This is a genomic window from Xenorhabdus sp. IM139775 (assembly GCF_028598745.1).
Lineage (GTDB): Bacteria > Pseudomonadota > Gammaproteobacteria > Enterobacterales > Enterobacteriaceae > Xenorhabdus.
In genome coordinates this window covers 1-15,343 of record NZ_JAQRFK010000002.1, presented here as the reverse complement: position 1 = coordinate 15,343, position 15,343 = coordinate 1, and the positions used below count along the sequence as shown (strand labels likewise).

The following is a 15,343-nucleotide window of genomic DNA, read 5'->3' as shown; positions in this document are numbered from 1 at the left end:
AATTGATTTACAATTTTGCAATGTGATTTATAACGAATTTATTTTAATCATAGTGATAACGGCAGGACGCTATTTCCAAATTACTTTCGGTTACACGATAAATTAATCGATGTTCTTCTGTGATTCTACGTGACCAAAAACCGGCTAAGTTATGTTTCAATGGTTCAGGTTTCCCTATTCCGGTAAATGGAGTTCTCTTAATATCTTTAATTAGATCATTAATACGCTTAACCATTTTTTTATCTATCTGCTGCCAATAAAGGTAATCACTCCATGATTCATCTGTGGAAATTAAATTCATTCCTGAATTTCCCTTTTAATACCTTTACCTTTACCTTTACCTTTACCTTTACCTTTATTAAGAGAGTCTATTGAATCCATCAAATGACGAGCGTTAGCAGGAGAACGCAAAAGGTAAGCTGTTTCTATCCCCAAAACCCCCGCCTCATCCACCTCGCCATTCACCAGCTTCTCCGTTTCCCCATCATAGTGAATCTTTCCATCCACAATCAGCAGGGAACGCGGGGCGATTTTTGCTGCATCGTGCAGATTATGAGACACCATCAGTAAAGTCATTTGTCGCTCCTTGCATATTTGATCCAGCAATTCCAGCATTTCATTACGCAAAGCGGGATCAAGTGCCGAAAAGGGTTCGTCCAGCAATAAAATCGGTTGATGGCGGACTAAGCAACGAGCCAGTGCCGCCCGCTGGCGCTGCCCGCCAGAAAGTTGCGCGGGCAGGCGAGGTAAACACGCCTCCAGTGACACTTGAGCGGCAATCTGTTGCAACGTTTTCTTTTGTTCAGTGCTTAACCGCAATCCGGGGTGCAATCCCAAACCAATATTTTGCGCAATGGTCAGGTGGGAAAACAGGTTATTTTCCTGAAACAGCATCGATACAGGGCGCTGGGAAGGCGGGGTATCCGTATGATTTTCGCCATCCAGCCAGATATTACCCTGTTCTGGAAGCTGGAAACCGGCCATTAAACTCAATAATGTGCTTTTACCCGCCCCGCTTGGGCCGAGGATCGCAACGCGCTCTCCGGCCTTTACGCTGACATTAAAATGCATGGCAAGGTGTTCATAAGTATAAATGACATTTTCAAGGTTAATCATGGCGTTGGCCCGGTAAGCGTTCAATCACAGTGAATAAAATAAAACACAGCAGGAGCAGCAGGAGTGCGGTCACGGCACCATCCTGACTGCGATATGCCCCAATTTGTTGATAAAGGTAATAAGGCAAGGTGCGGAAATCCTCATTGCCAAATAACGCGACCACACCAAAATCGCCAATTGATAAGACACAGGCGAAGGCCAGCGCTTGTGCCAATGGCATTTTTAATGCCTTAAGCTCGATCCAGCGTAAACGGTGAATTCCCTGAATATTAAGGGAGTGGCATAAAGGATTGTAACGTTCTGCCAAATCGCGCATGGGATTTTCCAATACTTTTAGCGCATAGGGGATCGCCATCAAGGCGTTGGTCAGAATAATCAGCCCGTAAGGTGATTGGGGTATGCCAATAGTGGTGTTCAACAGGAGAAAAAAGCCTGTCGCAAGGACAATGCCCGGCATGGCAAGGATCAATAATCCGCTGGTTTCCATCGCCTGTCCCCATCGGGAAGCATGACGTAAACGTAATTCGCGGCTGCTCCAGAGCAGCATCATGGTCAGGATGACACACAGCAATCCGGCACCCAGTGCAATAATAATGGAGGTTGTCAGGGCTTGCCATAAAGCCGGTTGGCTTAAGACAGTAAAAATATCACGGTTCAGGCCATCAATGATGACCGCCAATAAAGGGGGAAGCAGCAGCAGTAATGCCATGCCAATCAGTAAACCATCGGATAATTTTCTCAGCCATGAATCCTGTGGATTACGCCACTGTTGTTGATGTCCGTAACCCACGGAAAGTGCACCCTTGAGTTTTTGGCTGAGGAGCACCAAACCGAGGCAGCAAAAAAGCTGTATCAAGGCAAGCAGGGCGGCGTGACCCAGATCGTAGTCGTAACTGAGCGCCTGATAAATCGCCAGTTCGATGGTGGTTGCGGCAGGGCCACCACCCAGTGCAAGTACGGTAGCAAAACTGGCAAAGCACAGCATGAAAATCAGGGCACCGGTCGGTAAAATCTGGCGGCGCAGATAAGGCCATTCGATAAAACGAAAATGCTGCCATTCGTTCATACCAAGCTGGGCGGCAAGTTGCCGTTGCTCAATGGCAATATTGTCCAGGGATTGCAGCAATAACCGTGTTGCCATCGGCATATTAAAGAAAATATGGGCCAGCAGAATGCCCCGCAGCCCGTAAGGTGTAAAACGATATTCCATGCCCAGCGATTGGCAAAGATTGGCCAGCCAGCCGGTTTGACCATAAACAGTCAGCAGCCCGAACAGCGCCACCAAAACAGGCAGGATCAAGGTCATGGCGCATAAGCGCAGAAATAGCCTTTTTCCCGGAAAGTGGCGTCGGTAAAGTGCCCGTGCCAGAAAAATAGCTGGCGTGACCGAAAAGACGGCAGAGAGAAAGGCCTGCCAGAACGTGAATCGAATGACATGCCAGAGATAGCTGTCACTCAAGAACGCTTGCCAATGGCTTTCGGGCGCATTGAACCACAGCGTTGTGAATGCTGACAGGGCAACAATCACCAGCAGGCCGGAGGCAATGACCCCCGGCAATAACCAACCCGCGATTAACGGCTGACAGCGCTTTGCCATGTACGGATCCATTTTGTACGGTGTTTTGCCACATCATCTGCGTTGAATTGCAGCGATTTCTCAGGAACAGGAAGTTGCCTGAAAACATCAGGCAAAGGAATATCAATCACGGGATACATCCATTGCGTAGTTGGAAGAACTTGCTGAAATGCCGGTGAGATCATGAAATTCATGAACTCCTGTGCCAGTTCAGGCTGTTGGCTGGTGGCCACCTGAGCCGCCACTTCAACCTGCAAGTAGTGTCCTTCCTTGAAAAGGGCGGCGGCATAGTTATCTTTTTTCTCCGCCATAATGTGATAGCCGGGTGACGTGGTATAGCTCAAAACCATGTCCCCTTCGCCCTTCAGAAACAGGCCATAGGCTTCACTCCAGCCCTTAGTGACAGTGAGTGTCTTTTTGGCAACTTTCTGCCACGCCTGTGCGGCCTTGTCGCCATAAAGCTCCTGCATCCAGAGCAGTAACCCCAGTCCCGGCGTACTGGTGCGCGGATCTTGATAAATAATTTTCCAATTCTGGTGGCTATTGATTAATTCATCCATACTTTTTGGTGGATGAGGCAGGGTATTTTTGTTGTAGATAAAGGCAAAATAACCGTAATCATAAGGAATAAATGTCGTATTGTTCCATGTGACGGGTAATTTCAGTGTTGAGGTATCAACGTGACTCGGTGTAAATAACCCGGTTTGTTGAGCGGCCTGAATCAGATTGTTATCTAACCCCAGGATAATATCCGCCGGTGTTTTTTTGCCCTCCATCCGCAAACGGTTCAGCAAAGATACCCCATCTTCCAGCGCAACCAGTTTTAGTTCACAACCACATTCTGCTTCGAAGGCTTGTTTGATGGCAGGCCCGGGTCCCCATTCAGAAGCAAATGAATCATAAGTATAAACGGTCAGTGTTGGTTTCGCCTGAGCTGCCTGAACAAAGAGGCAGCCAGAAATAGATAGCATACCGATAGCGATAGGCATAAAACGGGAAAATAATTTCTTGAACACTTTGCTCTCCTGTCGTTGCAACTGATTAACGGTTGCAACTGATTAACGGCTGCAAATATTAATAGCTGCAACATCAATAGTTAATAATATTGATGGTTATAAACATTAATAATTAATGCTTGTCAGTAGCAGATAGCAAAGGATCTGAGAAGGTGCTAAATGAAAATTACAACTGTTATATCAATGATTAGCGTCTCAAATCCCTACGACGGTACTAACCGGTTCAGGTTCGACGGGTTTGTTCTCAGCAGTACTGTTTTGTGACAGCCGCACCCCGTTGAGATAGCAGTATTGTAGAGACTTCGGTTGCTTCTGCAAAGTCTAATCATAGAGGTTTACCGCTTGGGATGAGTGTGAAACAATTAGCTATCTTTTTAAATTTGTTATACCGAGAGGTAGTCTGGTGATCGATGATGATGGCTACCGCCCGAATGTAGGAATTGTAATTTGTAATCGCCAAGGGCAGGTTTTATGGGCCCGCCGTTATGGGCAGCATTCCTGGCAGTTTCCTCAAGGGGGCATCAATCCAGGGGAATCACCAGAGCAAGCGATGTATCGCGAGTTGTTCGAAGAAGTCGGCTTAAATCGCAAAGATGTACGGGTTCTCGCCTCGACCCGGAGCTGGCTGCGTTACAAATTACCCAAGCGTTTGGTGCGTTGGGATACAAAGCCTGTTTGTATTGGGCAAAAGCAACGTTGGTTTTTATTGCAGTTGTTATGTAATGAAGAAGAGATTAATGTGCAGCGCAGTAAAACGCCGGAGTTTGATGGTTGGCGTTGGGTTAGTTATTGGTATCCTGTCCGACAAGTCGTTTCTTTTAAACGGGATGTTTATCGCCGCGTGATGAAAGAATTCTCTTCTATTGTGATGTCAACGCAGGAGCCGGTTTCATTATTACATTCACCTTATTTACATCGTCGTAGAAGAAGCTAGGTCATTGCTATGCTCATGCGCTTACGGGAAATTGTCGAAAAGGTTGCGATGGCAACCCATTTATCTGAAGCGCTTGAGCTATTGGTCAATGAAACCTGTCTGGCAATGAACACGGATGTCTGTTCTCTCTATTTGGCTGATCATCAACGGCAATGTTACTACCTGATGGCCACTAAAGGGTTAAGCAAACCCAAAGGGAAAGCAATCAGTCTGGCCTTTGATGAAGGCGTTGTGGGGCAAGTTGGGCGTTTGTCTGAATTAATTAATCTTGCTGACGTTCGTGACCATCCCAGTTTTAAATATATTCCCCAAGTGAAAGAAGAAAGTCTGCGGGCTTTTTTAGGTGTACCGATTATTTATCGTCGCCAGTTGCAGGGAATATTAGTTGTCCAGCAGCATGAGCGACGGCTATTTAATGAAAGCGAAGAATCTTTCATGGTGACATTGGCGATGCAGCTTGCTGCTGTTCTCGCCCAAGCGCAAGCAAAAGGATTATTCGGCCGATATCGCCAGATCCGTATCAAGGCGCTCGCCATTTCTAACGGCATTGTGATGGCGCAGGGATGGCAAGATTGCTCCCAACCTTTGTTAGAACAAGTCACTGAAGCATTAACGCTGAATTATCAGGCTGAGCGCTCAAGGCTGACGTTTGCCCTTGAAGAAGCCACCGCGGAATGCCGCCGTATCAGTAAGCGTTTTACGGCCAGTTCACAAAAAGAAAGCGCCGCTATTTTTGATCTCTATTCCCATCTATTAAATGATCCCCAACTCAAACAAGATCTGTTTTATTCTGTCGATAACGGTTTTGTGGCGGAGTGGGCGGTCAAGACGGTGATTGAGAAATATGCCGAACAGTTTGCCAGCTTGCAAGATCCTTACATGCGAGAAAGGGCATCCGATCTGCGGGCGCTGGGGCAACGGGTGTTGTTCCATCTGAATGATTCCTTCACGGGAACAAGGCAATGGCCGGAGCGTTTTATTCTGGTTGCTGATGAACTCAATGCCAACCTGTTGGCTGAATTGCCAGAGGATCAATTGGTTGGTGTGATTGTGCGGGATGGCGCGACTCACTCCCATTCTGCAATACTGGTTCGTGCGATGGGGATCCCCGCTATCATGGGGGCGGACATCCAGCCTGAGCTATTACACAACCGGACACTCATCCTTGATGGTTATCGCGGAGAGATTCTGATTGAGCCAGCGCCTCTGGTTGCTCAGGAATATCAACAAATCATCGAGGAAGAACGAGTTCTCAGCAAGCTGGCGGAGTGTGAACAGCAGAAGCGAGCGCGGCTAAAAAGCGGAGAACGAATTCTGGTGCAGCTCAACGCTGGCCTGAGTTTGAAACATGAACAGCAGATAGAAGACAACATTGATGGTATTGGGCTATACCGCACAGAAATTCCTTTTATGTTGCACAGCGGGTTTCCCTCCGAAGATGAGCAGAAAAACCGCTACCAAGAGATACTGGAACTTTTTCCTGATAAGCCCGTCGTGTTGAGAACACTGGATATTGGTGCTGACAAACAACTTCCCTATATGCCGATCAATGAAGAAAATCCTTGTCTGGGGTGGCGGGGGATCCGCATTACACTCGATCAACCGGAAATATTCCTGATCCAGCTTCGGGCGATGCTCAAGGCCAACGCCCAGACGGGCAATTTAAAAATACTCTTGCCGATGGTGACAAGCATTGAAGAAATTGAGGAAGTCGGCAAGCTGATTGAGAGAGCGAAAGTTGAAGTAGAACAAACGCTGGCTGATACCATTACCATGCCCCAGATTGGTATTATGCTCGAAGTCCCTTCTACCCTTTTTTTGCTGCCCCAATTAAAAAAACGGATTGATTTTGTTTCTGTGGGTACGAATGACCTGACCCAATATTTGCTTGCAGTGGATCGCAATAATACACACGTCGCTTCGCTGTATGATAATTTACATCCTGCGGTGATCCGCGCCCTGAAACTGGCCTTGGATGAATGCCAACGCCTTGATCTCCCTATCAGCGTATGCGGAGAAATGGCCGGCCTGCCAATGGGAACATTGATATTACTTGGCTTGGGCTATCGCAGCCTGAGCATGAGTGGCCACAGCGTTCCGCGTACCAAGTATTTGCTGCGGCATTTGGATGCCAATGAGCTTGGGCATCTTATTGAATTGATACTGAAAGCCGAAACCAGCCATGAGGTAAAAGCGCTGTCAGCCGAATTTATGGAATCACATGGCTTGGGTGGTTTGATTCGGGGTGGTAAGTAGCCTCTTTCAACTTTCAGCATCTTCATGCTTGCAACCACTTGCCGTTTAGTGGTGGGAGCAAATCCCCTGCCTGTGTTATTATCCGCGATTATTTGTCTTAACTTATTCAAGTCATATAATTTATTCGCACAAGATCATTTATTCACAATATCATTCATTCACACAACATGATTTTTAGTGGGGAACGATGAGCACTATTTATCTGGCATTTCCTAATATTGACCCAGTCATCTTTTCAATCGGGCCTGTATCCCTCCATTGGTATGGTTTTATGTATCTGGTTGGTTTTGTTTTTGCCATGTGGATGGCAAATCGCCGTGCAGCAAAACCAAACAGTGGTTGGGACAAAACCGAAGTTGAGAACTTGCTGTACGCAGGGTTTGTCGGGGTTTTCGTCGGTGGACGCCTCGGTTATGTACTGTTTTATAATCTCCCGATGTTCCTGGATAACCCTCTCTATCTGTTTAAAGTTTGGGATGGGGGAATGTCTTTCCACGGCGGGTTGGTCGGCGTTGTTTGCGCCATGTGGTGGTTTTCCCGCCGCACCAAGCGCCATTTCTTACAGGTCGCGGATTTTGTCGCGCCATTAGTGCCTTTTGGTTTGGGCATGGGGCGTATCGGTAACTTTATCAATGGCGAATTATGGGGGCGGGTTACGCTGGATACACCGTGGGCAATGTTATTTCCCGGTTCCCGCAGTGAAGATATTGCCATCGCCAGCGCCAATCCTTCGCTGTGGCCCATTCTGGAAAAATACGGTGTCCTGCCCCGCCATCCCTCACAGTTATATGAAATGGTGCTTGAAGGCATTGTATTATTTATCATCCTCAATTTATTTATCCGTAAACCGCGTCCGATGGGGAGCGTTTCAGGCTTATTCCTGATTGGTTACGGTGCATTTCGCATCATCGTCGAATTTTTCCGCCAACCTGACGCACAACTTGGGCTGTTTGAAGGAATCAGTATGGGGCAAATACTGTCTATCCCGATGATTCTGGCGGGGATACTGATGATGATATGGGCATATAAATGCCCCGGCAACAAAACTCGTAATAACAAGGTACAAGAGGCAAAATGAAACAGTATCTGGATTTAATGGAAAAAGTGCTGAAAGAGGGCACAGCAAAAGATGACCGTACAGGAACGGGAACACTCTCTATCTTTGGTCATCAGATGCGTTTCAATTTGCAAGAAGGCTTCCCACTGGTCACCACCAAGCGTTGTCATATTCGCTCGATTATCCATGAATTGCTTTGGTTCTTACATGGCGATACCAATACCCAATACCTGCATGATAATGGCGTGTCCATTTGGGATGAATGGGCTGACGAAAATGGCGACTTGGGGCCGGTTTATGGTAAGCAATGGCGTGCGTGGGGCGCTGCGGATGGTCGTCAAATCGATCAATTGACGCAGGTTATTGAGCAGTTGAAAAGTGATCCTGATTCACGTCGGATCATCGTTTCCGCATGGAACGTTGGGGAGTTGGATAAAATGGCATTGGCGCCATGCCATGCTTTTTTCCAGTTCTACGTCGCCGGCGGTAAACTTTCCTGCCAGCTTTACCAGCGCTCTTGTGACGTGTTTTTAGGCTTGCCATTCAACATCGCCAGCTATGCGTTATTGGTGCATATGATGGCCCAGCAGTGTGATCTTGAAGTGGGTGATTTTGTCTGGACGGGTGGTGATACTCATCTTTACAACAATCATTTGGAACAGACCAAACTTCAATTAAGCCGTGAACCGCGCGCATTACCTCAGTTAGTGATTAAGCGGAAACCAGACTCACTGTTTGATTATCGCTTCGAAGACTTTGAGATTGTGGATTATGATCCGCATCCCGGTATTAAAGCCCCGGTTGCGATTTAATCCTCTTTTTCCATCCCCAAATTTGGGGATGGAAAATATATTTAGCCGCATCAATTATTCATTCCATTAATCATATTTCGAACTGAAAATTCATCCCGCGAGAACTTGACATTTTTTAATCAACAAGTAGATTGACTGTTTATAACATCAACAGTAGGTGAGGTGGATATGTTAAATAATTCAGTCATTGAATCATCTTTTATAACTGGGCAATTAAGTCTTGATGCAGTGGTCATTGATCTATTCAGATATAGTAATGGGTATATTGTTATTACAGACAATAGCCCTTTTTATCCCAAAAATTATAAATGGAGAGATCAAAAAAGTGATAGGGGTGTTATCACCTTTAATCACCATGAATTAAATATTATTAAGACTTATACGGCGGCTATCATTGACGGACAGATTTATATTGACCAGAATATACCTAATAAATTAAAGGCAGAAGATAAACTTATTCCAGCACACTATTTAGCATCATTAAACGGTGTGGAAGATCAATCTATCATAGGTGAAAAAGTTAAATTATCTGTTGATGCTGAAACCAGACATAAAATCAGTGCCGCGCATAGCATGGCACACTTTATGTCTTTAGCCTTAAACAAGTCGGCTAATAAATATTGGAATAAAGATTATGAAACGGATAGCCTAGGGCATTTTAACTTGGATAAGGCAGCAATATTTAAATCATCAATTTCTGAGTTAAAATCAATAGATATATATAGGTTTGGTAAATCGATCAAGAAAAAAGGGTTTGATAAATCTTCATTTATGGAAAACCTTGACAAAGCCAGTGAAGAAATAAATCTCACGCTGAAAAATTGGCTTGCAACAGGGAGTGAAATACAGGTTGAATATACATCAAAAAATATTCAAGATTTACGATTATGGAAAAGTATAGTAGAAAATCACCCTGTTGTTATTCCGTGTGGTGGAACCCATATAAGAAGTACAGCAGAAATCAAGGATGTCAAGGTGGAAATAAACCCTGGGGAAAGTGATGAATATATTGTAATCATAACACATTGTGATTTGAGATAATAAAATATGATCAGTTTTGAATTGATGTCTGTATTTATTCTATTGGCGTTGCTCTCTTACCTGACTCCTGGCCCTGATTGGGCTGTTATCAGTAAAGGCGTATTTAAGAGTAAAAGAGAAGGGATTGTCACTGCATTTGGCGTGCAATCAGGGTTGTTTTTTCATCTTGTTTTAGGATCATTAGGTGCTACAGTTATTCTGGCAACATCGAAAACAGCGTTCAATATATTGCAAATTATCGGCGCCTTTTATCTTGTTTATCTGGGAAGTTCGGGGTTAAGAGAGATTTATCTCAATAAAAATCAACAACTGTCAGTTACTGTTTCACCAGATATAATTAAGAAAAAAAGAAATCCTTTTTTAATTGGGCTATTGGCTAATGTATTTAACCCTAAAGTAGCCATATTTTTTATCAGTATTTTGCCTCAATTTATTAACCCATCACTACCTCCTCTTAGACAAGTTATCATACTTGGTATGATTGACATTATCATTGGGATCTTTTGGTGGATTATATTTGTTTATGCTCTGTCTTATATTCAGCGTGTATTTTTGAAAGGTAAATCCCAAATTATTATTGAATCTATAACTAATGTTTTTTTGCTTTTATTTGGATTTATTATGTTAATAGGTGCTGTTTTTATGTGAGGTTTTTTCACCAAGGCATATTATTTCTGTCCAAATTTATCTATAGCGTCATGTGGCATCAATATAAAATCAATTGATGCTGTTATTATATTTTAATATATGAGGTTAGGTAATGAAAGGTAGAGATTTAATTATTGTATATGATGACTCTTTTTATAAAGAATTAGGAGAAAATAATATTGCAAAGAATTCATTTAATAATATAATTAATTTTTTTAAGTATTATTATTTTAATTTGTGTAATATATATGATTATATATCAAAAGGAAATGAACTGAGTAATATTGACATATTGCTTACAACTAATGATATATCACAAAATAATCTGGAGGAACAACCAAAGTTATCTATTATATTTTCTTTGTCGGAAATTTACGCCCATGAAGAAATTCACACTGTAAGCAAAGACATTACTGCTAAGTATATAGAGTTTAAACATAAAGAATTTAATTATTTAAATCAGCTTAATGGAGAAATGAAAATAGTTTACGCAGGAGATGAATTCTATTTGCATGGTAATTATGTTAGGCACTTTGTTGATTATAAAGGATGGCAGGAATTTATAAAATACGACAATTTTGTTATTGGATTGAAAAAAGAGGAGAGCAATAGGAGATTCTACTATCTTGGTTTATTGAATACCTATTCTTCTTTCTATTTTGCAAAATATGATAATGAGATTTTTTTGAAGAAAATCATTGGGGATATTATTGGCGGAGATTACAAAGAACGCCATTTAGATCCAAGAATAAAATTTTCTAATAGTGTAATGGAGTATAAAGAATCAGAGACTACCTCTGATTTATCTAAAATAAAAGGAAATCATATTACTTATGTGAATAACGATGAGTTAATTAAAAAAGGATTCTATGATGATGTGCAATACAGCCCTTATAATCATCTGGATAAATTCCTTTCTGAAAGTTTTAAACGTATAATTTACCTTAACCAAGAAATCATAGAGAATTTATATCATTTTAAAAACTATGGTAATGATTATGGTGTATTTTTATTAAAGGGCTTGAGTTTTGAGAATGCTTTACCGCCAACTCCATCACATGCGTTGAATTATCCCGATCGAGGGAACTTTTATGGTGAATTGTGGTTAGCCATGATTTCGGAATTTCTCGGTTATGCTGTTGGGTATTCACAGGAAAAAAATGGCAATATATTCCAAAACTTGGTTCCAAATATCAAAAAAGAGTTCCTATTGTCATCGGAAAGTTCGAAGAAAGAGCTTGATTTTCATACTGAAATTGCTTTTCATCCATTAATATGTGATTACGTTTTATTATATTGTTTGCGTCAAGATCATGAAAAAATGGCGAAAACGTTTACATCAAGCGCTAAGATGATGCTGCTCGATTTATCTCTTAGGGAAATTCAAATATTGTTTGAACCACTTTTTGTAACAGGAATTGACTATTCCTATGGTAGTCCCAATGGGGTAAAAGGTAATGGCCCGTTGACTTCAATTTTTTATGGCAATCCTAATGATCCTTATATGATCTATGACTTAGATTTAATGAAAGGGCTTAATGCTGAGGCAGAACTTGTCCTTGATAAACTCAAAAAGATTGCTAACAAACATAAATATTGGGTTGCCCTCGAAGCAGGAGACTTGCTTATCATTGATAATAATCGATGCGTGCATGGTCGTACCGAGTTTATACCGCGTTATGATGGCTATGATAGATGGTTATTGCGAACTTGTGTGTTAACGAATATTAAGCAGGCAATTCCTGATATCCTTGAGGAACCTCGGGTTATTAATACACGATTTATAATTTAGATTTTTCCTTAATCAAATTCCTCTGATTATGTAATGATTTTTTAATGTTTATTTAAGATTTTTCTTTCTTAATATGTCAATAAAGATAATGTGCATTTAATTTATGATGGGAAAGTTTAATTTAAATAAATAAAGCTATGTGCTGATTTAGATGAAGAAATTAAAGGGCGGACTATTGTTCTGCTCTTTTTTATTTTCACTATTAAAACCTTGATTTTATTTTGTGAGCTATCACGCAATTAAAATGTAAAAAAACAAAATCCCTGTCTTTTCTTCAAACCTCTTCGCATAATTAAACTATGGCCCTGTTTATTTGGTTTCTAATCGTAGATATTTCTCTTGAACAACATCGGACAGGATAGAGAAGTCAGGGAATGATGGAATATAAATGTATTCACCAGCAAAATGGATTTACATTATTGGAGTTACTGGTAGCGATGCTCATTATTTCGATTAGCTTGTCTTGGGGATTGTACCATTGGGGGAAATACCAAAGCCGTCTGCATTTGCAATCAGCGGTGCATAATGTGCTGTCTTTTATGGAAAGGCAGCAGGCTTTGGCAAACTATTTAAATCAGGATCGTACCTTGTGGCTAGTGATAGGGCAGTCTTGGTGTTTGGTATCGTCGATAACTAAAATAGCGGCTTGCGATGAAGGGGATGGGGAACGGGTGACTTCTCCTCATGAAGAGGTGTTTTTATCCTTTTCCACGACTGATCGCATTGATTTTTATGGTATCAGAAATACCGCAATGCCTGCCAGTTTCACCTTGGCAAATCCGGCGGGTGAAATTAGTGTCGTCATTTCAGGGCGTGGGAGGATCAGGACATGCAGCAATACCATTAACCCGCTTCCTCATTGTGAGGGAATAAAAAACCCGTGACGCCGACTCGTTTTTATTTCAAACCAAAACAGGAAGGATTTTCCTTGTTGGAAATCATGGTGGCTCTGTTAATCAGTAGCGTGATTTTTGTTGCCATGACGAAAACCTATCCGGTTCTGTCAGGGCAAGTTCTCGATCTCTACCGAAAATATAGACTGCATTATTTGGTGGATAGAACCGCCCATTTGATGGAGAAAGATATCCGGCGGGCAGGTTATTGCCGGGACAGGGAACAGTGCAAAGGTGAGCCATTGATCATTCAAAATAAAAATACGGAAGCTGTTAATTCCTGTTTTATTGTCGCTTTTGATCTCAATTTAAATCATCGATGGGAAAAACCTGATCATATTGACGCTGAATTTTTTGGTTATCGCTTAAATAACCGTCTCCTTGAGTGGAAAAGAGGGACGGGAGATTGTCAGGAAAATGGTTGGGAAAGGTTATTTGATCCCAAAGAGATTGTGATTGATCGCTTTCATCTTGAGAAGTCACGGGCAAAAAGCGGGATAATTTTTATCACATTGTCTCTTGATGCCCATTGGTTGAAATCCCCATCGATTGTATATCGCTATCAAGCGACAATCCGGCTGCGCAATATCAGGGAAAAAGCGATATCAGGAAAAACCTATGGCGGATAAGCAACAGGGAAATATTCTGCTGGTATCGATAATGATGCTATTGGCACTGAGTTTGATGATGTTGAAAGCGCTCCATTATCAACAGGAAAGCGCGATGCTTATGATGATGGATGAACAAAATTATTTGCAGGCTTTTGGGAGGGCTGAATCATCACTGGTATGGGGAAAGGCGCAATCATGGCCGGTCCGTCAGCAGGAAGCTGGGGCTTGGTCTTGTCTGCAACAAACGGAATTTCACCTGACCAGTTGCCTCAAGCACTATTCAGGCAATCTTTTCTTATTAAAAGGGATTGCTCAATTCACATCAGGCGAAAAACTTGAACTTTATCAATGGATGAAACAGATGAAACCCTTAAATCAAGATACACTTATTTCTGGTGAACTGATCCCTATTGACAGTGGTTGGCTGGATTTTTGTCCTGTCTCTCAGGCTGAATTTTGTTGATGAAAATATTTAGCTTATTTGGGCGGCAAGGACGCCAGAAGGGCATGAGTTTGCCCGAAGTCATGGTTGCGTCTGCGGTATTTGCGATCTCTTTATTGGGTTTAATGCGTTACCATCAGGCATTGTCAGCCAATTTCCAACACTATTGGGGGCAGCTTAAGGCGGTGCGATATGCCCATGACCAGTTAGAACAATACGAACGTCTGGCAGGCCAGATTGATTTGCAGAAAAAGGAAGGAGAAGCGATACCGCAGGGCGGGAAAATGGAATTTCAGCGAAAATTTCACGCTTGGGGATGCTATCAAGTAACGATTAAGCTGACAGTACATTACAATAAACCCAGTAAATTAGAACGTTGGTTTTGTGCCAGTGGGAAGAATATAACCAATATCCATTATAGTCCATTCCTATCAATTAATTAAAATAAAATCAAATAATTGCTTTTATTTTATTCTTTTGAAGTCCATTACCATCTTCCTAAATATCTACAATTTATTGTATAGTGTTTTGTATAGAGTTTCCCTGTGTGATTTTTCTATACAACATTATTGGTGATTTATGAAGCTGACAGATTTGGCAATAAAGCGAGCCAAACCAAAGGAAAAAGCCTATACATTGGCGGATGGCAACGGGCTATCTTTATTGATTGATACCAATGGTTCCAAAGGCTGGCGCTATCGTTATCAATTTGCGGGTAAAACTAAAATGATCTCATTAGGTACTTACCCGGTAATCACACTCACTGAAGCCAGAACCAAACGTAACGAAGCCAGAAAATTAGTTGCTAATGGAATCAATCCCAGTGAAGTTAGAAAAGCTGAAAAGATATCTGCCGCAAACCTGATAGAAAATACCTTCAAAAATATAGCATGGGAGTGGTACGAAAAACGAAAAGACAGATGGGCAGCTTCCTACGCAATAGAAATGATGGAAACATTTGAAAAAGATGTTTTTCCCTACATAGGCAACAGACCGATTGTTGAGATTAAGCCAATGGAATTGATGGCTGTTTTATCAAAGTTGCATGATCGAGGAGCGGCAGTAAAACTCCAAAAAGTTCGCCAACGCTGTGGAGAAGTGTGGCGATATGCAATAGCTACAGGGAGAGCTGAATATAACCCCGCGCCT

At 42.2% G+C, this 15,343-nt stretch carries 15 protein-coding genes, 1 pseudogene and 1 riboswitch; of the genes and pseudogenes, 12 read left to right on the top strand and 4 right to left on the bottom strand.

The features are described from left to right. Positions 1 to 43: 43 nt before the first annotated feature. The 4 genes and pseudogenes from PSI17_RS00630 to thiB form a co-directional block, all read right to left on the bottom strand. Positions 44 to 301: a Txe/YoeB family addiction module toxin gene (locus tag PSI17_RS00630; protein ID WP_273550091.1), complete on the bottom strand. Its 258-nt coding sequence runs from the start codon at positions 299 to 301 to the stop codon at positions 44 to 46. 110 nt (positions 302 to 411) lie between these two features. Continuing rightward, positions 412 to 1,116, bottom strand: a pseudogene (thiQ, locus tag PSI17_RS00625) (thiamine ABC transporter ATP-binding protein ThiQ); the annotation flags it as partial. Beyond that, on the bottom strand, positions 1,109 to 2,713 hold the full coding sequence (gene thiP, locus PSI17_RS00620) for a thiamine/thiamine pyrophosphate ABC transporter permease ThiP (protein WP_273550090.1): 1,605 nt from the start codon (positions 2,711 to 2,713) through the stop codon (positions 1,109 to 1,111). The gene thiP and the pseudogene thiQ, both read right to left, overlap by 8 nt. Then, positions 2,689 to 3,663: a thiamine ABC transporter substrate binding subunit gene (gene thiB, locus PSI17_RS00615; RefSeq protein WP_273550151.1), complete on the bottom strand. Its 975-nt coding sequence runs from the start codon at positions 3,661 to 3,663 to the stop codon at positions 2,689 to 2,691. Before thiB ends, thiP begins: the two co-directional genes overlap by 25 nt. A gap of 227 nt (positions 3,664 to 3,890) precedes the next feature. Further along, positions 3,891 to 3,995, bottom strand: a riboswitch (TPP riboswitch). 116 nt (positions 3,996 to 4,111) lie between these two features. Here thiB and rppH point away from each other — a divergent pair. From rppH to PSI17_RS00555, 12 genes are all read left to right on the top strand, one after another. After that, a complete protein-coding gene (gene rppH, locus PSI17_RS00610; protein ID WP_273550089.1) occupies positions 4,112 to 4,642 on the top strand; it encodes an RNA pyrophosphohydrolase in 531 nt (176 codons plus the stop codon). A gap of 9 nt (positions 4,643 to 4,651) precedes the next feature. Next, a complete protein-coding gene (ptsP, locus tag PSI17_RS00605) occupies positions 4,652 to 6,898 on the top strand; it encodes a phosphoenolpyruvate--protein phosphotransferase (protein ID WP_273550088.1) in 2,247 nt (748 codons plus the stop codon). Positions 6,899 to 7,085: 187 nt separating this feature from the next. Further along, positions 7,086 to 7,976 carry a prolipoprotein diacylglyceryl transferase gene (gene lgt, locus PSI17_RS00600; RefSeq protein WP_273550087.1) on the top strand — a complete coding sequence of 297 codons (891 nt, stop codon included), beginning with the start codon at positions 7,086 to 7,088 and terminating at the stop codon, positions 7,974 to 7,976. Beyond that, positions 7,973 to 8,767 (top strand): thymidylate synthase, encoded by a 795-nt coding sequence (gene thyA, locus PSI17_RS00595; protein ID WP_273550086.1) that lies wholly within the window; start codon positions 7,973 to 7,975, stop codon positions 8,765 to 8,767. The genes lgt and thyA overlap by 4 nt, the downstream gene beginning before the upstream one ends. A gap of 168 nt (positions 8,768 to 8,935) precedes the next feature. Further along, positions 8,936 to 9,808, top strand: a complete 873-nt coding sequence (locus PSI17_RS00590) for a hypothetical protein (RefSeq protein ID WP_273550085.1) — start codon at positions 8,936 to 8,938, stop codon at positions 9,806 to 9,808. A gap of 6 nt (positions 9,809 to 9,814) precedes the next feature. Next, entirely contained in the window at positions 9,815 to 10,456 is a 642-nt protein-coding gene (locus PSI17_RS00585) for a LysE family translocator (protein ID WP_273550084.1), read from the top strand. 112 nt (positions 10,457 to 10,568) lie between these two features. Next, on the top strand, positions 10,569 to 12,248 hold the full coding sequence (locus PSI17_RS00580) for a TauD/TfdA family dioxygenase (protein WP_273550083.1): 1,680 nt from the start codon (positions 10,569 to 10,571) through the stop codon (positions 12,246 to 12,248). 374 nt (positions 12,249 to 12,622) lie between these two features. After that, positions 12,623 to 13,132, top strand: coding sequence for a prepilin peptidase-dependent protein (locus PSI17_RS00575; RefSeq protein ID WP_273550082.1), 510 nt, complete (start codon positions 12,623 to 12,625; stop codon positions 13,130 to 13,132). Next, positions 13,129 to 13,770, top strand: a complete 642-nt coding sequence (locus PSI17_RS00570) for a prepilin peptidase-dependent protein (protein ID WP_273550081.1) — start codon at positions 13,129 to 13,131, stop codon at positions 13,768 to 13,770. Before PSI17_RS00575 ends, PSI17_RS00570 begins: the two co-directional genes overlap by 4 nt. Continuing rightward, complete coding sequence (locus PSI17_RS00565; RefSeq protein ID WP_273550080.1) at positions 13,760 to 14,215, top strand: YgdB family protein; 456 nt, start codon at positions 13,760 to 13,762, stop codon at positions 14,213 to 14,215. The genes PSI17_RS00570 and PSI17_RS00565 overlap by 11 nt, the downstream gene beginning before the upstream one ends. Further along, a complete protein-coding gene (locus PSI17_RS00560; protein ID WP_273550079.1) occupies positions 14,215 to 14,637 on the top strand; it encodes a prepilin-type N-terminal cleavage/methylation domain-containing protein in 423 nt (140 codons plus the stop codon). The genes PSI17_RS00565 and PSI17_RS00560 overlap by 1 nt, the downstream gene beginning before the upstream one ends. Positions 14,638 to 14,773: 136 nt before the next feature. After that, positions 14,774 to 15,343: tyrosine-type recombinase/integrase (locus tag PSI17_RS00555; protein ID WP_273550078.1), on the top strand; the 570-nt coding region annotated here is incomplete at its 3' end.